Annotated in this window: 25 protein-coding genes and 1 pseudogene; 1 reads left to right on the top strand and 25 read right to left on the bottom strand. The window is 56.9% G+C overall.

The window, feature by feature from the left end:
* Positions 1-9: 9 nt before the first annotated feature.
* The 13 genes and pseudogenes from casB to bioB all read right to left on the bottom strand — a co-directional run bounded on the left by casB (position 10) and on the right by bioB (position 13,720).
* Complete coding sequence (gene casB, locus B6S08_RS02135) at positions 10-621, bottom strand: type I-E CRISPR-associated protein Cse2/CasB (RefSeq protein WP_094199135.1); 612 nt, start codon at positions 619-621, stop codon at positions 10-12.
* On the bottom strand, positions 621-2,213 hold the full coding sequence (casA, locus tag B6S08_RS02130; RefSeq protein ID WP_094199134.1) for a type I-E CRISPR-associated protein Cse1/CasA: 1,593 nt from the start codon (positions 2,211-2,213) through the stop codon (positions 621-623). Before casA ends, casB begins: the two co-directional genes overlap by 1 nt.
* Positions 2,214-2,513: 300 nt before the next feature.
* Positions 2,514-5,234: a CRISPR-associated helicase/endonuclease Cas3 gene (locus B6S08_RS02125; protein ID WP_094199133.1), complete on the bottom strand. Its 2,721-nt coding sequence runs from the start codon at positions 5,232-5,234 to the stop codon at positions 2,514-2,516.
* 96 nt (positions 5,235-5,330) lie between these two features.
* Positions 5,331-5,831, bottom strand: coding sequence for a BrxR family transcriptional regulator (locus B6S08_RS18555; protein WP_245849795.1), 501 nt, complete (start codon positions 5,829-5,831; stop codon positions 5,331-5,333).
* A 138-nt stretch (positions 5,832-5,969) separates the two neighbouring features.
* A pseudogene (locus tag B6S08_RS18730) lies at positions 5,970-6,167 on the bottom strand (BrxR family helix-turn-helix transcriptional regulator); the annotation flags it as partial.
* Between the two features lie 122 nt (positions 6,168-6,289).
* A complete protein-coding gene (locus B6S08_RS02115) occupies positions 6,290-7,537 on the bottom strand; it encodes an MFS transporter (RefSeq protein WP_094199131.1) in 1,248 nt (415 codons plus the stop codon).
* Positions 7,534-7,938 (bottom strand): GlcG/HbpS family heme-binding protein, encoded by a 405-nt coding sequence (locus B6S08_RS02110; protein WP_094199130.1) that lies wholly within the window; start codon positions 7,936-7,938, stop codon positions 7,534-7,536. Before B6S08_RS02110 ends, B6S08_RS02115 begins: the two co-directional genes overlap by 4 nt.
* Positions 7,939-8,021: 83 nt before the next feature.
* Positions 8,022-8,747: an IclR family transcriptional regulator gene (locus B6S08_RS02105; RefSeq protein ID WP_211284138.1), complete on the bottom strand. Its 726-nt coding sequence runs from the start codon at positions 8,745-8,747 to the stop codon at positions 8,022-8,024.
* 218 nt (positions 8,748-8,965) lie between these two features.
* Positions 8,966-9,841: a protease HtpX gene (htpX, locus tag B6S08_RS02100; protein WP_094199128.1), complete on the bottom strand. Its 876-nt coding sequence runs from the start codon at positions 9,839-9,841 to the stop codon at positions 8,966-8,968.
* 73 nt (positions 9,842-9,914) lie between these two features.
* Positions 9,915-10,598, bottom strand: coding sequence for a dethiobiotin synthase (gene bioD / locus B6S08_RS02095; protein WP_094199127.1), 684 nt, complete (start codon positions 10,596-10,598; stop codon positions 9,915-9,917).
* Positions 10,591-11,346: a malonyl-ACP O-methyltransferase BioC gene (gene bioC / locus B6S08_RS02090; protein ID WP_094199126.1), complete on the bottom strand. Its 756-nt coding sequence runs from the start codon at positions 11,344-11,346 to the stop codon at positions 10,591-10,593. Before bioC ends, bioD begins: the two co-directional genes overlap by 8 nt.
* Before the next feature lie 86 nt (positions 11,347-11,432).
* Positions 11,433-12,569 carry an 8-amino-7-oxononanoate synthase gene (bioF, locus tag B6S08_RS02085; RefSeq protein ID WP_094199125.1) on the bottom strand — a complete coding sequence of 379 codons (1,137 nt, stop codon included), beginning with the start codon at positions 12,567-12,569 and terminating at the stop codon, positions 11,433-11,435.
* Between the two features lie 119 nt (positions 12,570-12,688).
* Positions 12,689-13,720 carry a biotin synthase BioB gene (bioB, locus tag B6S08_RS02080; protein WP_094199124.1) on the bottom strand — a complete coding sequence of 344 codons (1,032 nt, stop codon included), beginning with the start codon at positions 13,718-13,720 and terminating at the stop codon, positions 12,689-12,691.
* 110 nt (positions 13,721-13,830) lie between these two features.
* Here bioB and bioA point away from each other — a divergent pair, with 110 nt between their 5' ends.
* Positions 13,831-15,099, top strand: coding sequence for an adenosylmethionine--8-amino-7-oxononanoate transaminase (gene bioA / locus B6S08_RS02075; RefSeq protein WP_094199123.1), 1,269 nt, complete (start codon positions 13,831-13,833; stop codon positions 15,097-15,099).
* Between the two features lie 107 nt (positions 15,100-15,206).
* Here bioA and maiA read toward each other — a convergent pair whose 3' ends face one another.
* The 12 genes from maiA to cpaB form a co-directional block, all read right to left on the bottom strand.
* Complete coding sequence (gene maiA / locus B6S08_RS02070; RefSeq protein WP_094199122.1) at positions 15,207-15,848, bottom strand: maleylacetoacetate isomerase; 642 nt, start codon at positions 15,846-15,848, stop codon at positions 15,207-15,209.
* A gap of 7 nt (positions 15,849-15,855) precedes the next feature.
* Positions 15,856-16,803 carry a tetratricopeptide repeat protein gene (locus B6S08_RS02065; RefSeq protein WP_094199121.1) on the bottom strand — a complete coding sequence of 316 codons (948 nt, stop codon included), beginning with the start codon at positions 16,801-16,803 and terminating at the stop codon, positions 15,856-15,858.
* A 117-nt stretch (positions 16,804-16,920) separates the two neighbouring features.
* Entirely contained in the window at positions 16,921-17,865 is a 945-nt protein-coding gene (locus tag B6S08_RS02060) for a type II secretion system F family protein (RefSeq protein ID WP_094199120.1), read from the bottom strand.
* 2 nt (positions 17,866-17,867) lie between these two features.
* Positions 17,868-18,836 carry a type II secretion system F family protein gene (locus B6S08_RS02055; protein WP_094199119.1) on the bottom strand — a complete coding sequence of 323 codons (969 nt, stop codon included), beginning with the start codon at positions 18,834-18,836 and terminating at the stop codon, positions 17,868-17,870.
* Between the two features lie 12 nt (positions 18,837-18,848).
* Positions 18,849-20,156: a TadA family conjugal transfer-associated ATPase gene (locus B6S08_RS02050; protein ID WP_094199118.1), complete on the bottom strand. Its 1,308-nt coding sequence runs from the start codon at positions 20,154-20,156 to the stop codon at positions 18,849-18,851.
* Positions 20,157-20,176: 20 nt separating this feature from the next.
* The gene (locus tag B6S08_RS02045) at positions 20,177-21,385 is read right to left on the bottom strand and encodes a CpaE/TadZ family protein (RefSeq protein WP_094199117.1); all 1,209 of its coding nucleotides are present in this window, start codon (positions 21,383-21,385) and stop codon (positions 20,177-20,179) included.
* Positions 21,382-21,909, bottom strand: coding sequence for a TadE/TadG family type IV pilus assembly protein (locus tag B6S08_RS02040; protein ID WP_094199116.1), 528 nt, complete (start codon positions 21,907-21,909; stop codon positions 21,382-21,384). The genes B6S08_RS02045 and B6S08_RS02040 overlap by 4 nt, the downstream gene beginning before the upstream one ends.
* Positions 21,906-22,379 (bottom strand): TadE/TadG family type IV pilus assembly protein, encoded by a 474-nt coding sequence (locus B6S08_RS02035; RefSeq protein ID WP_094199115.1) that lies wholly within the window; start codon positions 22,377-22,379, stop codon positions 21,906-21,908. The genes B6S08_RS02040 and B6S08_RS02035 overlap by 4 nt, the downstream gene beginning before the upstream one ends.
* The gene (locus B6S08_RS02030) at positions 22,379-23,701 is read right to left on the bottom strand and encodes a pilus assembly protein TadG-related protein (protein ID WP_094199114.1); all 1,323 of its coding nucleotides are present in this window, start codon (positions 23,699-23,701) and stop codon (positions 22,379-22,381) included. Before B6S08_RS02030 ends, B6S08_RS02035 begins: the two co-directional genes overlap by 1 nt.
* A 10-nt stretch (positions 23,702-23,711) precedes the next feature.
* A complete protein-coding gene (locus tag B6S08_RS02025) occupies positions 23,712-23,981 on the bottom strand; it encodes an addiction module component (protein WP_094199113.1) in 270 nt (89 codons plus the stop codon).
* Positions 23,982-24,012: 31 nt separating this feature from the next.
* Positions 24,013-25,422: a type II and III secretion system protein family protein gene (locus B6S08_RS02020; RefSeq protein WP_094199112.1), complete on the bottom strand. Its 1,410-nt coding sequence runs from the start codon at positions 25,420-25,422 to the stop codon at positions 24,013-24,015.
* A 44-nt stretch (positions 25,423-25,466) separates the two neighbouring features.
* Positions 25,467-26,261: a Flp pilus assembly protein CpaB gene (gene cpaB, locus B6S08_RS02015; RefSeq protein WP_094199111.1), complete on the bottom strand. Its 795-nt coding sequence runs from the start codon at positions 26,259-26,261 to the stop codon at positions 25,467-25,469.
* Positions 26,262-26,271: the final 10 nt, after the last annotated feature.

Below are 26,271 nucleotides of genomic sequence, written 5' to 3'. Positions count from 1 at the left end.
TCTCCTTGTTTAATCCTTGTTTTTTACCAGCGCCGATTCGGCGGCCTGGTAGTAGTCCATTGCCCAGCGTACGGCGATTTTCTTATCGGGCCGCAGTGCCTGCTGGCCATGATGTTCATCAAACCAGTCGAGTATGCCTCTGGCCAGAGAAGGTACATGGGTTTTACCGTTTACCTGCTTAATCAACCGGTGCAGGCGACGGTAAAAATCCTCCGGGGTTCTCGCCCCCTGCAATTGCTGAAAGCGCAATTCACTGACTTTGGGTTTGTCGATATCGGGATTAATTTTGCCCAGTGACGCCGCAAAACTTCTGCTGTCATCCTGCTGCTTTACATGACTCAGCACGCCCGCCAAAGCAGCCCATGCCAGCATGCTCCAGGGTTTGTGCTCCCGGGCGGAAACCGGCAGCGCCAGCCACAAGGCTCTGAACCCCTGGGTCATCAAGGCTGCGTCCGGTGTCCCTGCCCGTTTCAGCTCGGCACGATAAACCGTGGGCGCGGGCCGAATGTTCAATGCTGCCAGTTCCTGCTCGGTCAACATCATGGCTTGCCACCAGCGCATTAATGCGCTCTCGCCGGCAAAGAGTGCTTTGGGTGTTACGGCTTGCTCTGTGTCTGTCATCACGCCAGCTCCTCGGTTAAGGTATCGAGTCGGTAATCCTGACTGAATTGCCGAATACGTTTGCTGCCTGCCAACCAACCTGTAAGCTGACGGCGAGCGCGGATTTTTTTATACATTTCCCGGTCGGGATACAGATTGGACAGTGCCAAATCGTCAAACAGTGTTTTGGCATGACGGGACAATGCCCACAGCCAGCGCGCGGCAGCTTCCGGTGTTAACCGGCCATCCGGTGCATTCAGCAGCGCTGCCACCATCTGGAAAAAATCATTCTGTGTGCGCTGCCAAAACTGTAAGTCGATATGGCTGGTATCGCCCTTGGCATCGGCCGGTTTATCAAACCAGGCTGCCTTGATCTGGGTCCGACAGTGCCACAGCACCTCTTGCGCCAGACTTTGCATGGATTTGATTTCGTTAAGCAACTCGTCCCTGAGATCAGGATTTAACCGGATCAGCGGAAATTCACTGTTGTACCAGCCTCTGGCCTTCATATTGTCCATATCGAATCCAAAGGCCCACAATCTGGGGGCTTCCCCCCAGTCAAAATAAAAATATTCAGACTTGTGAAGAAGAAAGTCCTGTATCACTTGGGCTGGATGACTGCCTTCCGCAGCATCCACAAAGCTGAGGCTGTGCCACTGCTTATACTGAATTCCGCCGGGTTGCCCTTTGGTGGATAAATAATCTTCATCCGGCTTTTTGGGGTTGGAGCGGTAATGGGTCAGCGGATGTAGCCAGGTGCCCACATAGTTATTACCGTAATTGCTGGTACGGTATTGCCGGCAAACAGTGGAGCACGCTTTAAGACTCAATTGGCAAATGCCTTCCTGCTGTTCGAACAGCAGCCGGATCCGCCGCGGCATGGCCCAGAACATAGCAAGCGGATGCACATCGTGTGCATAGATGTCACTGCCCTTGTTTTTGCTGATGCGGGTTTTCCCCAGCCAAGGGAACAGCTCTGCACTGTGATAATCGGGGTCTTTATACGTCCAGGACTCCCGGCTCTGTACATTCAGCCATAGCTTTTGCCACAAGCTGGCGTCTTCTTCATGGGGCAGCACCAGGGTGGTCAGCGGACCGCCTCCTCGCAGGCCGGTTCTGTGTCCCTGGCCACCCGCTGGCGCATTGATTTGTAGGGTAAACAGCGCCAGTGCCGCCATTTCCGGTGACAATGTTTCCGCAATGCCACGTTTAATAAAATGATCGGTATTCAGCTTTAGCGTGTTACCCCCCGGTGCTTCTATCAACAGGCCGGAAACCGGAACAGGACTGGCGGCATCCAGCGGATCCAGATCCTGCATAAAGTGCGGACCGTCTCCGTCCAGCTCAAAAGCATGCTCCACCTTGGTGAACGCCGCTGCCAGCGCAGACTCATCGGGCGGAGTCAGATAGCGTTCGTGCCAGTCATATTTGTCCTGTGGGGCCATCACCGTCTGCAACAAGCCAATGGCAAACTGGTAAGCGGCACCATGGAAGTCGGCCCTTGGCAGTGCAAAGTCCACCACATCCGGATTGGCAATGGCGGTCAGCGGTAACTGCTGCTCACTGCCATCCCTGAACCGGTAGCTAAGCCAATGAGAGGTAAGCAGATTCATCCTTTAACTCCCCAAAATAAAAGTACAAAAAACCTTTAGCTTTCCGAGATACTTCCCCTTTTGCAAGGGATTCAGTAGAGCACAAACACAGCATAGAACAAGTAAGAAAGGTTTGTAATGGTGCTAAATATAAAATCTCAGACATCCAGACATCTAGACACCTTTGCGTCCACAATAACTCTCTAGATATCACGTATCACTTCACGTAGTCTCTCGTTGTTCTCCGAGATGTCGGAGATAAACCCGTTTGAAATGGGGCTAGCTTTGTTTAGCAATAACGTTCCCCGCTTCGGCGGGGATTTACTCCTTCTCTACCACTCCCAGCTGAGCACAGTATCCAAAGCCTTGATCGCTATCAGGCAACCAGGGCTGCAGAAATTTTGCCTGGGGATAGCGCTGTGTAAGCTTCTCAAAGTCTGCGGAAAACTCGCCGGGCAAGGCCGCCAGTTTGTCGGCGAAGCGATGCTTGGCAAGCTTCACCACACTGTTCTGCAAGGCATAAGGCTCACTTTCTGCCCACAACTGAAGCCGGCCATGAGAATCGAGCCTGAATACCAGCACCTGAACGGTTTCTCTGTCCGAAAAACGCGTGCTGATCTCAATGTTGTCGTCGTGCCAGGCCTGGGCACTGCTCTGGTTGTAGCCCTTGCCCCACTCAATTAACTGACTCTTGGCCCGAGCGGCCTGACCACGGACTTCACCAAAATACAGATCTTCCTTCTGCTGCAGCGCTGGTGGCATGCGATCAAACGCAGTTTTGTCATAAACCGCTTCTATTAATTTCCTTGCCTCACCCGGCATGCGGATTGCTCCCTGCTTGAGCAATATCTGCATGCCCAGCCACAGCCTGCCGGGAGAGCGATAAACATGCTCGGTATTAGGCAAATGATTGAGCAGCCAGTCAGCATTCGGTTGCTCCTGCCACTCGGGAGCATGAACCAGCAAAAATGGAGACGAGCGCTCATCCTGCGTCCTATCTGAACGGTTACCCCATTTGTCCCGAATGTGACGATGAAGCCGGCCAGCACGCTGAATAAGATCGTCAATGGGGCAGAGATCAGAGATCATCAGGTCGGCATCTGCATCGAGGCTTTCCTGGAAAACCTGTGTAGCAATCAGAATTTGACCCTGCCGGTCATCCTTGCCCCCCTGCTTGCCGAAGATAGCCAGCACCTTGTTTTCTATTGCCTTACGATCTTTCAAGGCAAAGCGGCTGTGAAACAGTGTCAGCGTTTTATCAGACCCAAGTTGCTCAGCGAGCATTTGATAGGCACGGATGGCATCGTCCACCGAGTTGCGGATCCACACCACACACTGGTCATTTTTGTGAGCATTCAGGATTTTTTCGACACAGGCTTGTTCGCTATGCACAAACGCAACATTCAGCTCCCGGCTAACCGACTTCCTGCTGGCAACCGGTGTTTCTTTAAGACCTTGCTCAAAGCTAATGTGTGTCGCCAGGGGAAAATCATCTTTTTCCGGCAACTGCAAAGGAGCAATCCCTCCAGCCTGTTGCCAGATCCAGCACAATCGTTCCCGTTGTTGCTGTGCCAACGTCGCAGTCAGCAAAATAACGCTGCCACCCTGGCGCAAATGGACCTGTAACAAGTCATCCAGCAATTCAAACATGAAGGCATCGGCCGCATGCACCTCATCAAAAATCAGCACTTTCCGGTGCAGGCCAAGCAGTCGTAGCGGCTGGTGCTTGCGTGGCAACACCGCCATTAATGCCTGATCGATGGTGCCTACACCCACCGCTGACAGCAGCGCTTTCTTACGGGAATCTGCCAACCACTGATTGCAATACAGACTGGCGGTATCGTCGCCTTGTGCATAAGGAGTTCCGGCTTTATCAGCAGGGAGCAAGGCCTCCTGAAATTGTTCGTTCATTTCTCTGGCACCGTGGGCCAGCACTATGCTGGGGCGGCTGCCTTGAACCGATAACATCTGCAGATAGTGATCCGCCACGCGGGAGAACATAGCATTGGAAGTCGCCATAGTGGGCAAGCCAAAATAAAAACCATCGGCTTCACCTTGCTGTAACAACCGGTGGGTCAGCGCCAGTGCCGCCTCTGTTTTTCCAGCGCCAGTCACGTCTTCAAGAATGAACAACTGGGGGCCAGTAGCCAAAGGCACTGACTCCGCCCATGCCTGTAAGGGGGTTGGTTCAAAGCCAAAGTGTGACTGGATGGAGGTAAACGGCTGTACACTAACGGGCTGGTTCAGCTCTGTTGCCGAGAGTGCTTTCCGGGCCTTGTTCTTCGCCAGCGGCCAATATTCATCGAGCGTGTAGCCACCGGTTCTATACTCGAAATAAGTTGTGTCGGAGCCAATCCAGTCACTTAAAATAGCCAAGCCGGATAAGTGCCAGCTCACCTGCCGAAAGCGTGCCAGCCACTCTTTGTCGGCCATTTTCTGCTCCGGCCACTCAACTTGTAAAAGTGCCGCACAATCTCGAATAAAATCACAGGCAGCACTGATATCTGACTTATGACAGTAGTCTTTCATCGCCCCCGGTTGGGTGCTCCGATTAATGGGATAGCCATGATGGCCAAACACCACATCGAACATGGCATCCAGACTATCTAAAGCCGGACTGACTTGAGCAAGATCCGTCTGTTTAAGCCCAAGCTCAGCCCCTGACAAATACCTGCTTCTTCTGGCCTGTAACCAAAAAAAGTAACCCAGTCTGTCGTGGCGGGCCTGACGGCTGTCATAGCTAAACCTTGGTCGATAGTTAATCAGCGGAGAATCTGGAAATTCTGCCAGATTCTGAAATGCCGATGCAAACTTGCCAAGATCGTGCAGCATGAGAAAAAAGGTAAACAGTAACCTCAGCTGCGCAGGGTAAATATTGAGGAATGCAGCCAGACTTCTGCTCAAGGGATTGTGTTCATCCAGCAACCACCAGCCCACCGCTGCCACGTCTAGGCAGTGATAAGGCAACAAGTGATAGTCTGCTCTGGACTCTTTTTCATCCTTACTGGCCTTACCCCAATACAGAAAATAACTGGCATTCATTCTGTGTTCCTTTTGTTGACAGTGCTTACTTTGGTGCATTCCACTCTTCCAGCCAACCCTGTTCAAATACACATGTCGCGTCACTTTACAGATCCGCTAGAACAACCACTCCTTTACCTCATCCTGGTTGGCCAGGATCAGCTGCTGGGCTGCAGGGTTACCATCGAGCATTTTGGTGTTTATCTGCATTTCTTTGAGCAAATAGCCGGCCAGGGCAACACGGATATGCAGCCGAAGCTGCCCGTTTTCCATGGCGTAGTCCCGTATCAGGGCCTGCTGTTGTTCGGGGCTTAAGCGGGGGTCGGGGGTGATGCTGAGGGTGATATGCGTGTTCCAGCGAGTGTCGGGCGGCAGCGGCGCCAGCAATTTGCCTTCCTGTATTGGCGTGCCGTGAAAGCGGCTGAGCACAAAATCGCGGTAGTTTTGTGCTTTTTCGCACCAGGCGCGCAGGTGCCAGCGGCTGCCGGTGTTTACAAAGCGCACCGGCACAATGATGCGGCCGTCGCGGTCAGTGCTGCTCACCGCGCCATAGTCCACTTCCAGCCGCTCATGGTGGCGCAGAGCATGTACTATTGGCCTGATTATCTGAGCAGACACGCTTCTGGCCGGTGGCCGCAGAATAGCATGGTCCAGCCGATAACCTGGGTCAACAGGCATGGCGTGGGCGCTCTGACCGGTCATCCAGTTGAGATATTCGGCCACGTCGCCAGAAATGTGGGCAGGGTTGAAATGTTCGGTGGGCAGATAGCCCTTTCGGGTGCTGCAATAGATCAGGTTGCCGGCATGCTCCTGCTGATATTGATTAATGTCTTTGCTGGCTTGCTGCCGGCTGATGCCAAAAAATTGCCGTAAATGACCGGTAGTCAGCCGGCCTTCCCAATAGTTTATTAGCTCAATTAACCAATACCTGCGGTGTAATTCGAGTTTTATCATGGCGTCCGTGCTTTTTATTTTTTACTCATTAAAAGCGCTGGCAGAGTGAATGACAAGAGATAACATTAAATAATGGAAGATACACGAAAAAGAGCGCCGGCCCTGAGGCGACGCTCTTATTATTACCAAGGACTAAACTTAATCCTGAGAGCGATTCCCAGTTTCATCCCGATTATTGCCGAACCGGCTGCATCGCGGGCGGTGAGTTTTTTGCGTGCCAGCCAGAGCAGGGGCAGTTGTGCCAGCAACACCAAGGCCACGCCGGCCAGGGGCGTCATGGCCATCTGTGACCGGGCAACCAGGCCACTGCCCAGCACCTCACCCAGGGTAATGCCCAGGTTGAACGCCGAAATATTCAATGCCGAGGTGAAGTCCATCGCACCGGGGGTCCATCGCGCCGCCGTTTCCAGCATGCCGGCCTGAAAGCCCGGCGACATGCCAAAAGCCAGTACGCCCCAAAGGAACAACAGCGGAACCATCACCAGCTTCCAGGACATCGACAGGGTCAGCGCCACCAGCACCAACACCAGCGCCGCCAGCATGTAACGCAGGGCTACCGCCCAGCCCAGCCTGGCCGCCCAGCGCCCTCCCGCCAGGTTACCCACCAGGGTGGCGAGCCCAAATACCACCAGCAACAAACTGGCCGTCCGGGAAGAGAAACCGGTGACGTCGGTCAGTATCGGCGTAACAAAAATAAAGGCGGCAAAGCTGGCACCAAAGCCCAGTACGGTCACCCCCATCATTGCCAGTATGGGCGGGCTGGTCAGCGCCGTAAGCTGGCCAGCCACCGAACCGGCCGCCTGAGTGGGTAACGCCGGCACCCAGCGTGCCGTGCCAATCAAGGCCACCATCGCCAATACGGCCACGGCAAAAAATGGCAGTCGCCAGCCCAGGGCATTGCCCAGCAGGCTGCCCAGGGGCACGCCGATCACCATCGCCAGGGTCAGCCCGGCAAACATCACGGCAATGGCGCGACTGGCCTGTCCCGCAGGCGCCAGACGCGCCGCCACGGTGGCACCGATGGCAAAAAAGCTGCCGTGTGCCACGGCGGTGATGACTCGGCCGGCCAATAACATGGGATAGCTGGTGGACATGGCCGCCAGCAGGTTACCCAGCAAGAATACCGTTACCAGCGCCAGCAGCAGCGGTTTGCGGGGCAGCCGTGCCAACGCCAGCACCACAAGGGGGGTACCTATCGCCAGCGCCAGCGCATACAGCCCCACCAGCCCGCCGGCACGCGCCAGTGACACATCGAGATCGGCCGCAATGGCCGGCAGCACACCCACCACGATGAACTCGGCCACACCAATGGCAAAGGCCATCAGTGCCAGTGCCCAGACACCTGGATGCGTTCGATAGGCCTGGGTCATGCACGCCCCGCCGCATGCACGGCAATGCTCTGATCGGCATCGACCGTTGCGCCGGCGACGCCCACGGCGCCCACCGCCCGGCCCTGTGTATCGTGCAGCACGACACCACCGCCAAAGCTGATCAGACCTCCATTGGTTGCTTCAAGCGTATAAATGGCGCCGCCCGGCTGCGCCGCGGCCCCCAGCTCCAGGCTGTCGGTACGAAACAGCGCCGCCGTGCGGGCCTTTTTAATCGCAACATCAATGGCTCCGGGCACCGCATCGTCCATGCCGAGAAAACCGCGCAGCAAACCGGCCTGGTCAACCACGGCTATGTTGATGGCAAAATGCTGTTTGTGCGCAAGAGCCCGGGCACGCTCAATGACGGCCTGTACGGTAGATTCATTCAAAGTGGAAGACATGGTAAACACTCCTATCGGTACACAGAGGCTGCCATGATCTTCAGGACAACGCCCGGCGAGAAGATGCAAAGACGGATCGACAGCTAAAGTTTGAGCATGCCAAACAAATCACGCATAAAGGCCATAACCAGCTTACGCATGGTGGCCGGGCGCAAGCGCTGGGCTGGGCCAGCCAGCCCCAGGGCGGCCACCACCCGCCCCTGCTGCCGCAGGGGAAGTGCCAGGCAATTCAGGCCCGGCTCGGCTTCCTCCAGATCCAGCGCATAGCCGGTTTCACCGATGTGCTGCAACTCCTGCTCCAGTGCCGCCGGCAGCATGCCCGCACGTCGCAGGCTGCGCGCCAGTTGCGGATCATGGGCCAGAAAGACCTTGCCAATGGCCGAGGTGGTCAGGCCTTCCCGGCGGCCACGCGGGCTGGCCAGCCGCAGGCTGCCATTCCCTTCCACGGCGTCAATGTAGAGGTATTCACGTGTTCCGCAGGGAACCGCCAGGTAGCAGGTCTCGTTGCTTCCCCTGGCCAGCTCCTGCAGGGCGGGCGCAAAGGCCGAGCGCAACGCCGCATCGGCATCGGCCAGGGGCTGGGCAATGTCGCGCAGCCTCAGCCCCAGGGCGTAGCGGGTGCCGTGCCGGGATACATAACCCATCGCGGCCAGGGTATTGAGCAGGCCATGCAGGGTGCTCTTGTTCAGGCCGAGCCGCTCGGCCAGGTCGACCAAACGGGCTTCGCCTCCTGCCGCCGAAATGGCTTCCAGCACGGCCATGGCGCGCTCAACTGCCTGAATGCGTCGGTTTTCATCAATCATTGCCATGCACATTTCCCCCTTCATCGCCTCTTCACCCCCGGCACCGATCCCGATGCGACAAGATACCAAACCGGGCTTGTGCCGCATTGTGCGCAGCAGCGGGCCAGCTACGAAAGTGAGGCCTTCCAGGGGGAAATAAAGTTCGGCAATTTCAAATTTTGCATAAAAAAACCCCGGCAAGCCGGGGTGAAAAAGAGACCAAACTACAGGGTTATTGCAATAAATCAGCGCAGCTCACGCAGGGCCTGAATCCGTTTTTCCAGGGGCGGGTGGCTCATAAACAGCTCGTTGTGGTTCTTGCCATTGATGCCAAAGGCCGCCAGGGAGCCTTCCAACTGGGATTCATGGCCGTGGCGCAGGCGCTCGAGGGCGGCCACCATTTTGTCACGGCCGGCCAGGCGGGCACCGCCTTCGTCGGCGCGGTATTCACGCTGGCGGCTGAACCACATCACGATGATGGAGGCCAGAATGCCGAACAGCAGCTCCAGCACCATCACGGTCACAAAGTAGGCAATGCCGCCCATGCCGCCGCCTTCTTCTTCCTCGTTGTTGCTGAAGAAGCCGCTAATCACGTTGGCCACAATGCGGGCAAAGAACATCACAAAGGTGTTTACCACCCCCTGAATCAGGGTCAGGGTGACCATGTCACCGTTGGCCACGTGGCTGACCTCGTGGGCCAGTACGGCTTCGGCCTCGTCACGGCTCATGCTGTACATCAGGCCGGTAGACACCGCCACCAGCGAATTGTTGCGGCTGGCACCGGTGGCAAAGGCGTTCATGTCGGGCGAGTCGTAAATGCCCACCTCCGGCATGCCAATGCCGGCCTGCTGGGCCTGACGCTGCACCGTGGTCAACAGCCAGTGTTCCATCTCATTGCGGGGTTGTTCAATCACCTGCACGCCATAGCTGCGCTTGGCCATCCACTTGGAGATAAACAGGGAGATGGTGGCGCCGCCAAAACCAAATACGGCACAGAAAATCAGCAGGCCGCCCACGCTGCTACGGTTGATGCCCAGCACCGAAAACAGGATGTTCAGCACCACGCCAAGCACCAGCACCACGGCCAGGTTGGTGGCAATAAACAACAGTATGCGTTTCATAACCTTTCCTTACATCAGGGAACTCCAGACATAATATGTCCGGTTACAGGAATTTCAAGATGATCGGGATGAATTATTTAAGCAAGGGCGCCAGATCAATAAAGCCTTCGGCGGTTTCGGCCTCGTCTTCGGTGAGCCTGGGCATTTCCCCCAAAAAGGGCGCGGAAATCAGTTGCTTGAGGGTAGCGGCGTTTTCTTCATAGTGGCTCATGTGGGCATCTACCCGATTCAGTACCCAGCCGGCCACCACCAGGCCGTCGTGACGGATGGCTTCCAGGCTGAGCAGCGCATGGTTAATGCAGCCCAGGCGTGCCCCCACCACCAGGATCACCGGCAGGTGCTCCTTTTTGACCCAGTCGGAGAGAAAGTGTCCCTGGCCCAGGGGCAGCCGCCAACCGCCGGCGCCTTCGGCAAAAATCCAGTCGGCGGTGGTTTCCCTGAGCCGGGTCAGGCCCTCGGCAATGCGGGGCAGCGCGATGACCTCGCCCGCCTGCTCGGCGGCAATGTGCGGAGCAATGGCCGGGGCAAAGGCAAAGGGGTTGTGCATGGCATAGGGCAACTTGATGCTGGACTCGGCCTGCAGGGTCAGGGCGTCTTCGTTCTTGAGGCTGCCGTCTATCAGCTCGCAGCCCGAAGCCACCGGCTTGTAACCCAGCACCTGCTTGCCCGCTTCCTTGGCGGCGCGCATCAGCGCGCGGGTGACAAAGGTTTTACCCACTTCGGTATCGGTGCCGGTAACAAAAAAGGTCTTAGCCATAAATTACTCCATATGCCAGCCGGTAGGTGGCCACGCAGTGGCCCTGTTGGTTTTTAGGATAGATGAGATTCAGCCGTTGCCAGGCCGCCTTGCCCAGCAGGCCGGGTCGACGGCTGCCGTTAACCTGATTGGCGCCAATACCCTTGAGATCCAGCAACAGGCCTTTCAGCTCGGGGTAATACAGTTGTTCGGTGGCGGTGTGCAGCCGCCATGGCCGGCCGGTGGCGGCCATAAGCTCACGCAAGTCCGGCTCAGATATAAAGCGGTTGATATGGGCGTGATCGTCCAGGGTTCGCCAGCTTTGAGCCAGCTCGTCAAGGCTGCCGTGCAGCAGCGTGGAAAACACCATGACACCGCCGGGTTTGAGTCGCTTGCTCCAGCCCCTGAGCCAGGCGGCGGTATCGTTGCTCCACTGCATGCACAGGTTGGCGAAAATAAAATCGAGGCTGGCCTCGGCCACGGGCGGCGCGTCCATGTCGGCACAGAGGGGAATAATGTCGGCCCGGGTGGCGGCCTGCTGCAGCATGGCCGGTGACAGATCCAGCGCCAGTAGCCGCTGTGCCCGCTGTTTCAGCATCGGGGCAAACCAGCCGCTGCCACAGCCCAGATCGAGCCCGGTGTGAGCCCGTGCCGGCAGATGCGCCAGCAGCGCCTCACCGCTGCGACGCTGCAGGGCATTATGGCGGTCGTAGCTGGTGGCCGCGCGGCTGAAGGCGCGGGCCACTCTGTGTTTATCGACCCGTTGCATGGGGTTCTCCAGTAAATAGGCGGCGTTGTTCAGGCCCCGGTTTATTGGGACAACGGCATCGCCGGTTTGCCCGGCTAAAGCCGGGACTACAAGGCACTGTGCAGAGCATCGATCAGCCGTTGTACGTCTGCCCGAGTGTGGGCGGCACTCAGGGTAATGCGTAGCCGGGCCGATCCTTTGGGCACGGTGGGCGGGCGAATGGCGCCGGTCCACAGGCCCTGTTGTTTAAGGGCGTCGGCCAGCTTGAGGGTGGCGGTTTCTTCCCCCACCACCAAGGGCTGAATGGCGGTGGCCGAGGGCAACAGCTGCAGCGGTAACCCGGCCACCCCGGCACGAAACCGGGCCACCAGATCGCGCAGGTGTGCCCGCCTGTCGTCGGCCTGGCGCACCAGGCGCACACCGGCCAGCACGGCGGCAGCCTGGGGAGGCGGCAAATGGGTGCTGTAGATGTAGCTGCGGCCGAAGTTGTGCAGATATTCCACCAGTGCCCGGCTACCGCCGACAAAGGCGCCGCTGACTCCCAGCGCCTTGCCAAAGGTGCCCATAAAAATGTTCACGCTGTTCGGGGCAAGGCCCTGTTCATTCAGCGTGCCCCTGCCCTCGCGGCCCAGCACACCCAAGCCGTGGGCGTCGTCTATCATCAGCCAGTTGTTGCTGACCCTGGCCAGGCGTACCAGTTCGGGCCAGGGCGCGGTGTCGCCGTCCATGCTGAACACCCCTTCCGACACAATCAGCCCCGCGGCGGGCTTGAGTTTAGCTTCCAGCGCGTTCATGTCGTTATGGCCAAAGCGCACCATGCGCGCCGGGCTGAGCAGCCCGGCTTCCTGCAACGAGGCGTGATTAAGCCTGTCCTGCCACAGGGAGTGTTCCTTGCCGAGCAATGCCTTGATAACCGCCTGATTAGCGGAGAAACCGGAGCTGAACAGCATCACCGCTTCCAGCCCCAGCCAGTCGCACAGCTCGGCTTCCAGCTCCCGGTGAATGGCCTGATGGCCCACCACCAGGGGCGAGGCCACGGCGCCCACGCCATAGTGCCGTGCCGCCTGCTCGGCGGCGGCCAGCAACTCGGGGGCCCGGCTCAGGCCCAGGTAGTCATTACCGGCAAAGTTGAGGTACTGCTCACCGTCAACGTAAAGCCGGCGACCATCCACCCGCTCAATCACCGGCAGGGTGCGTTTCAGCCCGGCGCCTTCGCGCTCGGCAAGTGACAAATTAAAAGGCATTGAAAATCTCAGCTGTAAGCGATAAGCCGTAAGCTGTCAGCAATCCGTATCGGGTAGGCTGGAATTCGCTACGCTCATTCACAACCTACTCAGTCTGGCTGACAGCTTGCCGCTGGGTTTTACGCTTCGTAATACAGTGGCTTGGGCGCATTTTGCTCGGCAATTTGCTCGTGCAGCTCGATTTCCGCCATTTCGTCGGGCTTTTGGCTAACGCCGCTGGGACGAATGCCCAGCCGCTTGAACAACTGCATATCGCTGTTTTCATCGGGGTTGGGGGTCGTGAGCAGCTTGCAGCCGTAAAAGATGGAGTTGGCGCCGGCCATAAAACACAGGGCCTGCATTTGATCGTTCATCTTTTCCCGGCCGGCTGAGAGTCGCACATGGCTCTGGGGCATCAGAATGCGGGCCACGGCAATGGTACGAATAAAGTCGAAGTCGTCGAGATCTTCCTGGTTTTCCAGGGGCGTTCCCTTGACCTTGACCAGCATGTTGATGGGAACGCTTTCGGGCTGGCGGGGCAGGTTGGCCAGGGCCAGCAGCAAGCCGGCGCGGTCTTCCGGACTTTCACCCAGGCCCACAATGCCGCCGGAGCACACCTTCATGCCCGCTTCGCGCACGTTCTCCAGGGTGTTCAGCCGGTCGGCGTAGGTGCGGGTGGTAATGATGTCGCCGTAGAACTCGGGGCTGGTATCGAGGTTGTGGTTGTAATAATCGAGCCCGGCGTCGGCCAGCCGGCCGGCCTGATCGGCGTTCAGCATGCCCAGCGTCATGCAGGTTTCCAGCCCCATGGCCTTCACTTCCTGCACCATTTTCACCAGGTAGGGCATGTCGCGCTCTTTGGGGTTGCGCCAGGCCGCGCCCATGCAGAAGCGGCTGGAGCCGTTTACCTTGGCCTCACGGGCCCGCTCCAGCACCTTTTCCATTTCCATCAGTCGCTCGGTTTCCAGGCCGGTGTTGTAACGGGCGCTCTGCGGGCAGTATTTGCAGTCTTCCGGGCAGGCGCCGGTCTTGATGGAAAGCAGGGTGCTTACCTGCACTTCGTTGGGATCGAAGTTGGCCCTGTGCACCTGCTGTGCTTCAAACAGCAGGTCGAAAAAGGGGCGGTCAAACAGTTCGAGTACTTGCTCGCGGGTCCAGAGTGTACGGCTCATGCTGAGGCCTTTTGCTTGGTGTTTATAAAAGTGTTTCGCTTGGCTAGTGTAAGGGCCGGTGTTAGCCTGTCAATCACAAACCCATAGCGCAGTTTACATTTGACCATTTTATGACCAACCAAGACTTTGACCTGCACCATCTGTGGCATCCCTACACCTCCCTGACGCGTCCCCTGCCCTGCTATGAAGTGGAAAGTGCCAGCGGCGTGCATCTGCAGCTGAAGGACGGTCGCCGGCTGGTGGACGGCATGTCGTCCTGGTGGGCCTGTCTGCACGGCTACAACGTGCCCGAGCTGAACACCGCCGCCACCGCCCAACTAGGCAAAATGTCTCATGTGATGTTTGGCGGCCTGACCCATGATCCGGCCATTGAATTGTGCAAGGCCCTGGCCGGGGTGCTGCCCACCGGCCTGGATCGCTTCTTTCTGGCCGACTCGGGCTCGGTATCGGTGGAAGTGGCGCTGAAAATGGCGATTCAGTACTGGCACGGCCGGGGCACGCCAAAAACCCGCTTCGCCTCACTCAGTCGGGGCTACCATGGCGACACCTTTGGCGCCATGAGCGTGTGTGACCCCAACAGTGGCATGCACAGCCTGTACAAGGGCTTTCTGCCCGAACACATTTTCGTGCCCACGCCGCAAAGCCGTTTTGACGGCGAGTTTGACTCAAGCGACTTACAGGCGCTGGAAAGTATGTTTGAACAGCACCATCACGAACTGGCGGCGCTGATCCTGGAGCCGGTGGTTCAGGGGGCCGGTGGCATGCGTTTTTACCACCCGGACTACCTGAAGGGTGCTCGCGAGCTGTGCAACCGCTATGACGTGCTGCTGATCGCCGACGAAATCGCCACCGGCTTTGGCCGCACCGGCAAGCTGTTCGCCTGCGACTGGGCCGGCATTTCGCCGGACATCATCTGCATCGGCAAGGCACTCACCGGCGGTTACATGACCATGGCCGCCACCATTACCACTCAGGCCGTGGCCGAGACCATCTGCAACGGCCCCGCCGGCGTGCTGATGCACGGCCCCACCTTTATGGCCAACCCGCTGGCCTGTGCCGTGGCGCTGGCCAGCCTCAAGCTGTTGCTGGACTCTCCCTGGCAGCAGCGTATTGCCGCCCTGGAAGCACAAATGCGACGAGAACTGGCCCCGGCGCTGAGGCTAGATTCGGTGGCCGATGTGCGGGTACTGGGCAGCATTGGCGTAATTGAATTGCATGAACCGTTGAACGTGGCCGAAGTGCAAAAGCGGCTGGTGGAGCTGGGCGTGTGGATTCGCCCCTTTGGCAAACTGTTTTACATCATGCCGCCCTATGTCATGGCGCCTGAGGAGCTCAGCCAACTCACCGCGGCCATGCTGACGGTGTGCGAAGCGGCGTAAGTAAAAGTAAAAAGGGGGGGCGTCATTATATTTACATGACGCCCCCTTTTTGTGGCCTTGAATATACGTTCTGATGGGCGCCGAGGCCGAATAAGCAACGACCGGGCCTAGGAGGCAAAATCCGGCTGCTGGTCAGGTGCCGCCTGCTGAAAAGCGGGCTGCCGCTGGCAGTGCTGATACACCGCCATCACCCTTGAATAGGGCGTCAAATCGCAGTTCATGCGAATACCATTGGCCACCTGAGGCACCAAGCAACAATCCGCCACCGTGGGCGCATCGCCAAAACAATAATCGCCAAAGCCGTGGCGCACCAGCAATGCTTCGGCGGCCGCCAGGCCCTCGGCGATCCAGTGCCGGTACCAGCGCTCCTGCTGGTCCTCACTCAGGCTCAACTCGTTGGCCAGATAGTTACGCACCCGCAAGTTATTGACCGGGTGAATGTCGCAGGCAATCAGGTTGGCCAACTCCAGTGCACGAGCCCGCAGCAGCGGCTCGGCGGGTAGTAACGGCGGCTCGGGGTGCAAGGCCTCCAGATAGTCGATAATAGCCAGGGACTGGCCCAGGCCATTGCCCTCGTCATCCACCAGCAACGGAACGCCGGCGGCCGGGTTAAGGGCCCGGTAGTCATTCTGCCGCTGCTCTCCTGCCCTCAGGTTCACTCCCTGGTAATCCACGCTCAGGCCCTTCAGCGCCAGGGCGATACGCACCCGGTAAGAGGTGGAGCTGTTGTAAAAACTGTATAGCTGCATGTCTATCCTAACGTTTGCTGACTGCCTGCATGGATTTCGCCTGGCTCAGGTTATCTACCGCCTTGGGATAATAACGAGGCGAGGCGTCAATGGCACGCTGAAACAGGCTGGAGGCAATATCGTATTCACCTTCCATCATGGCGATATAGCCCAGATCGTTAAGCGCCTCGGCCTGGGTCATGACCTTGCGCAAGGCCATCAGCGCCTCAGACTGTCGCCCCCATCGGTAATAGAGCAGGCCCAGGTTGCTCCAGGCTCGCTCATACTCCGGCTCCTGATTTACCGCTCGGGTATAGGCCTGCTCCGCCTGAGGGTAATCGCTATTCAGGTAATGGGAAAAACCCAGGTTGGTGTGCAGCATGGCCATTCCAGGCTGAATTTGCAGGGCACAGCGGTAATGTTTGCGGGCCTGCTGCCCCTGCTCAAGTATATCGGCCAGCAGTCCCAGGCCGTTATAGCTGCGCCAGGGCGACTCGGCATTGGTGACACATTCATCGACATCGGTAGAAGCTTGCCCCAGCCGAGCCTGGTCGGCCTTGACCACTTCCAGCAACAGGGTTTCAGCCTCCCGATGACGCTTCATGTCGATCAGCAGTAAAGCCAACCCTTCCTTGGCATCAAGGCGTTTCGCATCCTCGCGAAGGGCGTTGCGATAAGCCAGCTCTGCCCGGGCATTATTGTTACGTTGGTGTTCAAGGCGGGCAATGTTGATATAGAGGTCAACCTTGTCGAACTCATTAAACGCCAGCGCCTGAATGTAGGCATAGATCATGGCGTCCAGATCACCCGACGTTTGAGACTGGGCAATCAGCATACGAGCTTCCTTGCCGTTAGTCGGTTTAATAGCCCCTGCCCCCGGTGTTTTGATGGCGGGCAAACCGTTACCGTCAGAGTCCGACATGGCAGAGCAGCCGGACAGCAGAATAATTACCAGCGCCAGTGCAGTATGTTTCATGTTGTTATCCTCAAGCCGGTCCCATGGCCAAAGTTTTGTTGTTTTTCTTATGCTAGCCGGTGTGTTTCATTCGGGCCAGTGTTAACCCCCGCTTCTTCCTTTAGTGAGGGCGCGGTATCACATATTATTACCGAATACGCGGAACACCTTGATAAGCGCCGGACCAATGGCCACGATAAAAAATGACGGCCATATGCACAACACCAGCGGAAAAATCATCTTGGTACCCACCTTGGCCGCCATTTCTTCCGCCTCCTGCTTGCGTTTGATACGGTACTCATCGGCATACACCCGCAGGGTCTCGGCGATGCTGGTACCCAGCTGAATGCACTGGTTAATGGCCACATTCAAACTGCGAAAGTCTTCCAACCCGGTACGCAAAATAAACTCGTCAAAGGCCTGCTGCATACTGAACCCGGCCCTGAGCTTGGCGGATATCAGGTTAAGCTCTTCGGCCAGTTCCTCGTGACTCATGCTCACTTCTTGGGCCACCCGCTGTAATGCCGCTTTAAAGCCAAGTCCTGCCTCGGTACATACCACCAGCAAGTCCAGCGCATCGGGCATGCCCAGTTTCATGCGGGTCATGCGCTTGTTGGCCAGCCGCTCCAGCACAAACACCGGCAGAATGTAAGCCACATAACCCACCCCTATCAGCAGCATCAGGATCACATTCAGCGACCTCTGGGTCAGCAGGTTAAGCGCCACAAAGACCAGCAATAGCGATACCACCACCAGCATCACGCGGATACCGGTAAACACGCTGTAGGCCGAGCCTTTCTGGAAGCCCGCGTGCACCAGCAAGGTACGAATACGATGGCCGTTAAACCCACTACCGTGTTTTTTGGCAAGCACCAGCCGTTGCTCCAGCGATTGCTCGTCTTCGCCCGTTTCCCGCTGGATTTCCTTCAGCTGGCGACGGTAGGGGCTGGTAACCCCACTGGCTACCAGGGTAACTCCCCAGAACAATGTGATGGCACTCAGGCCCACCACACCAATCAACACCCACTGGCGCATTTGCGGATCGGCCAGTACCTGGCCCAGCATTTGATTGAGCGTGTCCATATTCACACCTCTATCTTGATGATTTTGCTAATCCACCAGGTACCCAGCATCATGGCCACGGCCCCAGCCAACAGCAACTTATGGCCTTCAGGAGTAGTAACCAATTCATGAGCGTAACTAGGCGTGGTAATGGACATCACCCCAAACAGCACAAAAGGTGTTAGTACCAGTACCCAGCCCGACATGCGTCCTTCCGCCGACAGTGTGCGCAGCTGACGATTGAACTTGAAGCGATCACGGATGATCTTCGCCAGCTTGTCGATGTTTTCCACCAGGTTACCGCCGGTTTCCCGCTGCACCTGCACGGCGCTGGTCAACGCCATATTGGAGATGCTCGGCACTCGCTCCAGCAGGCCGGTCATGGCCTTGCGTACGTCCTTGCGATAGTTGATATCGGCAAATACCAGGGCAAATTCGCGACCAATGGGATTGGGCATCTGCTCACTGATCAGCTTGATGGTATCGGCAAAGGAATAGCCCGCCTGCAACCCCCGTTTCATGATGTCGAGCGCTTCCGGCATTTGCTGCTCGTACAACGCCAGCCGGTTCAGGTAGTTACGCTTTAGCTTGAACCAGGCAATGAATGAAGGTACTGCCAGCAGAATGAGGCTCAGCCAGATATTGTGCAACCACAGCCAGCAGCCTGCCACCAGCACCAGGGTAATCACGCCCACCATCAACACCAACTGGTAGGCATAAAGTCTGGAGCCAGCCAGCTCCAGGGAAAATGCCACCCGTTCCATCACCGGCAGAGTTTCTATACGGCGCATGGCCGGTGACAAGGAATCCAGCTTTTTGGTACGAAAAATGGATGCCTGGGCCTGCTCGCGGTTTTCATCCGCCAGTGCCTGAACCCGGCGTTTGAGCATGGTGGAGTATTTAAGCCGGGGCTGGCTGATCGGCACAAACAGCGCCATACTCAGGCACACCACAGCCAGCGCCACCAGCGCCAGAAAAATCAGCGTATTCATAAGCGCCTCCCGTCAAAAAATACCCTTGTGCAAGTCATCATCGCCAAACAAGCTGCGCGGCAGCACCATGCCCCGGCGAGCCAACCGATCGTAAAAGTTGGGCATCACCCCGGTCGCCTTGTGACGTCCCTGCACATTACCCTCGGCATCGATACCGGTACGTTCAAAGGTGAAGATTTCCGACATGGTGATGGTTTCCCCTTCCATGCCGTGCACCTCCTGCATACTGATCATGCGGCGCTTGCCGTCTTCCTGACGCTCAAGCTGAATAATCAGATCCAGTGCCGAGGCCACCTGGGTACGAATGTTTTTCACCGGCATGTCGAAGCCGGTCATCGATACCATATTTTCAAGGCGGCTCAGGGCATCGCGGGGGGTATTGGCATGCACTGTGGTCAACGAGCCTTCGTGGCCGGTATTCATGGCGGTAAGCATGTCAAACGCCTCGGCGCCACGCACCTCCCCCACCACAATCCGATCTGGCCGCATGCGCAAGGTGTTTTTCACCAGTTCGCGCAGGTTGATTTCTCCCCGTCCCTCAATGTTGGCGGGCCGACTTTCCAGTTGCACCACATGTGGCTGCTGCAACTGCAGCTCTGCCGAGTCTTCCACCGTGATAATCCGCTGATTGGAGGGAATAAAACTCGACAGAATATTAAGAAAGGTGGTCTTACCGGTGCCGGTCCCCCCCGAGATCAGTATATTAAGCTTGCCCTTGACCACTGCCTCCATCACCTGGGCAATGGCCGGGGTAATGGTGCCAAAGTCAATCAGGGTATCAATGGCCAGTTTTTCCACGGTAAAGCGACGAATGGACAAGGTGGGTCCGTTCAGCGCCAACGGTGGAATGATGGCGTTGACCCGAGAGCCGTCTTTAAGCCGGGCGTCAACCATGGGCGAGAGCTCGTCGATACGCCGGCCCACACCGGACACAATACGTTCAATCACTCCCATCAGGTGTTCGTCGTTCCGAAAGGTCAGCGGCACCCGCTCTATGCGTCCCTGGCGCTCCACGTAAATGCTTTTGGCCCCGTTTACCATAATATCGGCAATGCCGACATCGGCCAGTAGCGGCTCCAAAGGGCCCAGCCCCAGTACCTCGTCGAGAATTTGGCTCACAACTTTCTGGCGCGAGTTCATCGAAAGCGGCACCGGCGAGTCCTGCATTAGCTGATGGCACAATCGCTCAATCTGCTCCGCCGCTTGCTCCCTGGAAATGGTTTGCAGCATGGGTAAATCAAGCATGTCCATCAGCTTGCCGTGCAAACGCTGTTTGTGTCCTTCTTCTTCCTGGCTGAGGATATAGTCTTCAAGGTTCATCCGTGACCCCCTTTGTTCGATTAGTTACCGAACAGTCGTTTAAGCAAGCCCGGCTTGTCGCTTTGCTCAGCTCCGGGTTGTAGCGCATTGGATAGGTGATTAAAGCCATCTACCAGCTTGTGATTGCGTTTTTCCTCTGCGACCAGCCGTCCAAGGTCGGTGCAGGTTTCTGCCATGGTGAAATCATTCACCAGAGTGGCGATTCGCTTAATTTCGGTCGCCTTTTCTATTTCCTGCAACGACACATCCTTTTTCTTGTCGTAGCGATTCACCAGCAGCAGAATGCGATCCTTGCCAATACCCAGCTCATGGCGCAGTTGCCGCAGTAAGAAAATAGTTTCGCGCAGGGCGCTCAGGCTTTGCTGCATGACCACCACCACCTGCTCGGCGCTTTCCAACAGCGGCAGGTTCCAGGCCTCGGGCCCGCGTGACATATCAACCACCATCCGCTGATATTGTCCCCGCGCAAGATGTAGCAATTGCGCGCACTGACGGGCGCTAACGATATTTTCATCATGCAGTGGCAACACCGAGGCGGGCATGACGTCCATGCCCACCCGGGCCTTGCTGACCATGCCCGCCAGCGCCATGGCATCCATTTCACCGGCCCGCTGCAAGGCCTCATTCAAACCGCCCTGTTTTTCGCGAATGTTGAGGTAGTCGGCCAGGGAGCCGTAATGGCGGCTGGCGTCGAGCAGCAGTACTTTTTCCTCTTCGGTCTGCAAGGCATGGCCCAGGTTGGCGCATACAAAACTGGCGCCTGAGCCACCCTTGCCGTTTACCACCACGGTAACCGGCGCCAGGCTGATGCTGGCGGACACCTTCGCGGAAATACGCACTAGGGCCGACCACAGCTCAATGGGATCGCTTTCCTGCGGCAAAAAGTCGGCGGCGCCCATGCGCATGGCCCGGCGCACCAAGGCGGTGTTGGCCGGATCACCCATAAAAATAAGGCTGCGACTTTCACCGGCCTTGCGCTCCAGCTCATCGTAAACCGGCGCCAGTACGGGATGATCCACCAACAGCAGTACCTGGCGCTCCCCCTTGGGCAGAAAGTCCTGCTCGTTCATTTTTTTAAGCTGCAACTGGCTGCTGTTGTGCAGTTTTACCTTGAGTAAGGGCCACAACCGCTCGTCCGGATCCATTACGTTCATCTGCAACGGGCAGGAAAGTGCCGGCAATGTCTGCATGCCCTCTCGTTCCAGCTCCACTATTTTGGCGTCTGTCATAACAAACTCACTCCCCCGGTTGCATCACAAATTGCATTACCATCCGGTGTTATACCCAGGCTTTCAGCTCTCAGCACCGAGCTGAAATCCGGAGCAAACCGGGACAAATCCACGTTCAGGGGCAACACCATCTCGTAACGATAGTTGGCAATGCTTGCTCGTATAAATCCGCCCGTTGTTTTATCGGCATCCGCCCCTGCCGGGTCGGCCAACACCACACCGTCTCTGTCCATGTAGGTGAACACAAGGTTACCGGCCGTAAATCCCGGCAAGGCGCCACCAAGCTGATTGGCCACCGCACTAGCCACGGTGTTATTCTGCACTTCCTGGACTCTGCACACCGTTGCCAGCCTGGCCGCCCTGCGTGAGGCTTCATTAAGAAGGTTCCAGGTGTACATCAGCCGCCCAACTTCCAGCACGGCGAATAACACCAGAAATATCAGGCTACCAACAATGGCAAATTCGACCGTGGTTGTACCTTGTTGCCGGAAGCCGTCTGAATAATGTTGCAACCTTGTTTTCATTGGCTCAGCTCCCTGACGGTTATACTGCTGCTCAAAGGAAAGGAAAGGGAAAGTACATCGCCAAAAAAGGTGTCAAGGCTGGCACCAAACATGGGTTGCCAGTTATAGCTGACATCAACCTGGTAATACCAGTCTCCACTGCCTGCCGGGCTCTGCATATAGTTGAAGTCAATATCATCGGACGTCATGCCCGGCAGCAGGGTGTTACTCCCTCCTGTCACATTTCCATAAAGAATCAGGTTGGTTATACGTTGCTCCCTGCTGGCTTTGGCCGAGGAATCAAAAATATTATTGGCATCCACCTCAATTTGTGCCCCTGCCCGAACAGCCCTGGTCAAGGTATTGTATTGATAAAGCAGTCGCCCGAATTCGCCAATGGCCAGCATCAGCAATAACAATAAAGGCAATACCAGCGTGGCCTCAACGGCCGCCAGCCCACTCTGACTTTTGTTCAGTTGTAGTTTGTTCATCATGAGTCTCCACTGGCTGAATCCTTGTAGAGCACCAGCCTTTCGGACGTATTGCTGCCACCGCTGCCGCCACCCAGGTCGCAGCTTTCCAGCATTTCAGCCACGATATATTGGTTATTGCCTTGCCCTGTCACTTCCTGATTAAGGAACATACATACGGTATCCATCACTGAAATATTGCTTCTTCCGGTACTATTCCCATCACAGTTTGCTACCGGCAGTTTCACGATTCTCCGCTCGTCAATACAATGGGTAGTTGATGGTGCTTTCGAGTGAATACCGTTGTAATAATCGGGAAAGCTCTGCAACCCACTCCATTTGTCCGACCCTTGCTGAAGAACCAGGTTTCCTCCGTTAGCCACATCACCACCAAAGTCCAGATCACTAAATGTTACCGGGCCGGAAAAATCAGGAATGGCGCAGTCAGAATAATAAGCCCCGGTTTCTGACTCTCCTGGATCCGCAGAAGGCCCCGATACATCATTACCATGCTTGTCTTTTCCAAAACGGGTATTCAAGCCCTCACTGGTCTTGCCAACCATGTTGCCTGGCTCTGTTGTCAGCACATCTCCAGCCTCAATGACAGAATTAACATTGAGATCGCCGGACAGTGCCATGGCAAAGTCATTGGCGCCAGTATCCGGACTACCGTCACCATCGCGATCCAAAGACAGGGCAAGAAAATTACCCGGTCCGACCGGCGCCTTCTTATGGTGGTTGGTTTTCACAACAATCACATCACCACGGGTCAGATCATCGGATGGGGTAAAACCGTGATGGTCATCCGACGTATCCTTGGAGCAAAGCAGCAGTGGAATCACCTGTTGTTCTACAGAATTTCCACCTTGTTCAGGGCCTGCCACGGCGGCAGATGCCACTCGCCAATTATCAACCATTAGTTGCGATAAAAACTGCTCAACCGGAACCGTGTTGAGCCGGACGCGAATATACCTGGCGACACTGTCATTAGTGACAACAAAGGGCACTGCTTTATGAGAGAACTCGATGGTCGTGACCGCAGCAATATTGTTGGTATCGATATCAACCTGGTTAAAACCGTCGCCATTAAAAATGGTTTGCAATGTGTTATAGACCGCTGCTCGAGCATCATCATGGGTGTTGCCATTGGCAGCCGTTTTAGACAAGGTCTTGGCACCACTTAATGCGGCCGAGTCCACCGCATCCTGCACCCGGGTTTTATTAAGTAATAAATAGCCCCCATCCAGAGCCAGGGCGGTAAAGCCGAGCAATACGAACAGCGCCACCGTCACCAGAACCAGTACGGCGCCTTTCTGTTTTCTGTGAGTCGGCAGCGCTTTCATGGATGACTCCTTAATCACCAAAGTTCAGGGTTACCTGGGTTTTGCCTTCGGCCGGGGCCTCGGCGCCTTTCACATATTGATCATGCAACGACACGCCATACTCTCCATTTAGAGCAAGGGCGGTCAATTTGCCGTCGTTACGGGCAGCGGCGCCGGGATCCAGCACCTGAAGGGTATCGAGCTCCTTAATATCCTGGCCCATATCAAACCCGTAGTGACGTTCACTGGCACAGCCTGTAAGCACCCCGGCGGCCAGCAGGGTAAGCAATAACTGTTTCATGGTGGTTCTCCTTGTTCCTCTGCTCGTGGTTTTACAGCGACTGGCCATAGGTCTGCTCCATGCCACCCTCGCCCATGGCAGGGTTAACACCGGTATTGCCGGTTTGCTCCGTGGTCGGAGCCCCGTCATTTACCCGGGAACGGTGCGACATGCGACCCAGCAGGTAAAATTCGAGATCGTTGGGCTCAATAAACCCGTCGGTAGGCAGGGTCACCTGCTCTTTGTTGAAGGGGCGCACCAGGCGGGGGGTGACCATGATCACCAGCTCGGACTCCCCCTTGGCAAAGCTGCGGCTGGTAAAGAGGTTGCCCAGCACCGGAATATCCCCCACAAAAGGCATTTGACTGACCTGCTCCCGGTTATTTTCACTGAGCAGGCCGGCGATACTGATGGTCTGACCATCCCCCAGTTCAACGGTAGTGCCGGCACTGCGCTTGCTGAGGGCGGTGATATCCCCAAACAGCGGTACGTTGGCGGAATTGGCCACCACCGGCTCGCTTACACTCACGTTCAGGTTAAGATTAATCTTGCCGCTACCCAGCACCACCGGCGTGAACTTGAGTCCCACCCCAAACTCCTTGAACTCCACGGCCACCCCGTCTTCGGTGGGCACCGGCACAGGGTATTCACCACCGGAGAGAAACTCGGCCGACTGACCACTGATAGCGGTAATGCGCGGTTCGGCCAGCACCCGGGCCAGACCCCGAGTCTTGGCCAGATCCAGCGCCACATTAAACACGGTATCGGCACTGGAGAAACTGCCGATGGCGGTGTTAGTGCCAAAGCTGGCCAGATCAGCAACGCTGTCGCGCAACAGCGAGAAGCCCCAGTTACCGGAGCTTTCCAACAATTCAAAAGCCGATTCCCAACTGCGGGAGGTATCCCGGGCCACCTCGGCCACGGTGACTTCCAGCATCACCTGCTGGCCACCGCCCACGCTCATCATGTTCATCACCTCGGAGCGGGCCACGCCTCCCTCGGCAGCCACCACATAGCCCCGGGTCAGCTCGTAGGCGGCGTTGAGCCGGTCGAGGTTGGACACCTCACCGCTGACCACCAACTGCCCCTGGGAGGTGTGCACCTGAATGGGCTCGTTGGGCAGAAAACGGTACAGGCGCTCTTTCAGCCCCTGCAGATCGTGGCTTACTTCAATGTCGTATACCTGCATCAGGTTGTCGTTCATGTCCCACACCATCAGGTTGGTGTGGCCGAGCGACTTGCCCACCAGGTAAAGCTCCCTGTCCTGCAGCACCAACACATCGGCAATGGCCGGGTTGCCCACCGACACCCGGCTGGCGGGCCGGTCGAGCATAAGTGAGCGGGATTTATGAATGGGCAACTGCATTTCGTTACCCGCCTCGTTCATGCTGCCACCGGCCATTACCGGGCCGGTAGCCACCAGCAGTGTTAACCCTAATACGCTTCCCAAAAAGGCTCTCATGGCCACCTCCATGTGCACTAAAAGTCAGAATATATGTTTAATGGTCAGCTTTTTACCGGCACCTGCTGCTGGCTGGTGCCTTTTATAAGATCAACAGTGGATGAACGGGGCCGTATCACTCTGGGAGCCGGTTCGGACCCGGACACGGACTGTGGTTCACTGGCCACGGCAGCCACGGTATCGAGTTGCAGATCCTGTGCATCATTGGGGTTGCGCAGGGCCAGCTGAATTCGCCCATTGGAACTGGCGTTTACCAGTCGTTCGGCCTGCTCGGGATCAACTTCAAGGGTGACGGCGCGAACCAGTTTGGGGCGATTTTCATCGGTATGCTGGGTCTGATCTACCGCCAGCACTTTGAGGTTTTTCAACACGGTACGGGTCATGCTGCCTTCGGTAAACAGAATATCGACCCGGTTGCCGGGCAGCAGGAAACCGGCTACGCCGATAACATCGTTCACCCGCACGGTGACCGCCCTCATACCGGGCTCAAGCAACACGGAAAGGGTGCTGCCCTCACCCACCGGCGCCAACCGCTCCCGGCGCAGCACATCGCCCCGGTAGAGATTGTTCTTGGCCACCATGTTTTTAACTTCTTCCAGGTTGGTGAGCGCACCAGGCGGAACCAGACGGCTGTCGATGTCTTTGAGTTGTACATGAATGGGCTCAATGGGAGCACCGGGCACCAGGTCTACCGCCGCCACAACCACCTGAGTAGTGTCACCTTCAGCCCTGGCCTGCGCCGCCCGGCTTTGCTGATTGAGCCAATTGTTGGCCATGATGGCCGCCGCCACCCCAAAGCCAACGGACAGAACAAACAATAGCAGAGTACGTGTTTTCATAACCGAATCC

It is taken from the genome of Oceanimonas doudoroffii (assembly GCF_002242685.1).
GTDB classification, from domain to species: domain Bacteria; phylum Pseudomonadota; class Gammaproteobacteria; order Enterobacterales; family Aeromonadaceae; genus Oceanimonas; species Oceanimonas doudoroffii.
Note: the sequence above shows the minus strand (reverse complement) of the source record. Positions and strands in the feature narration are given on the sequence as shown.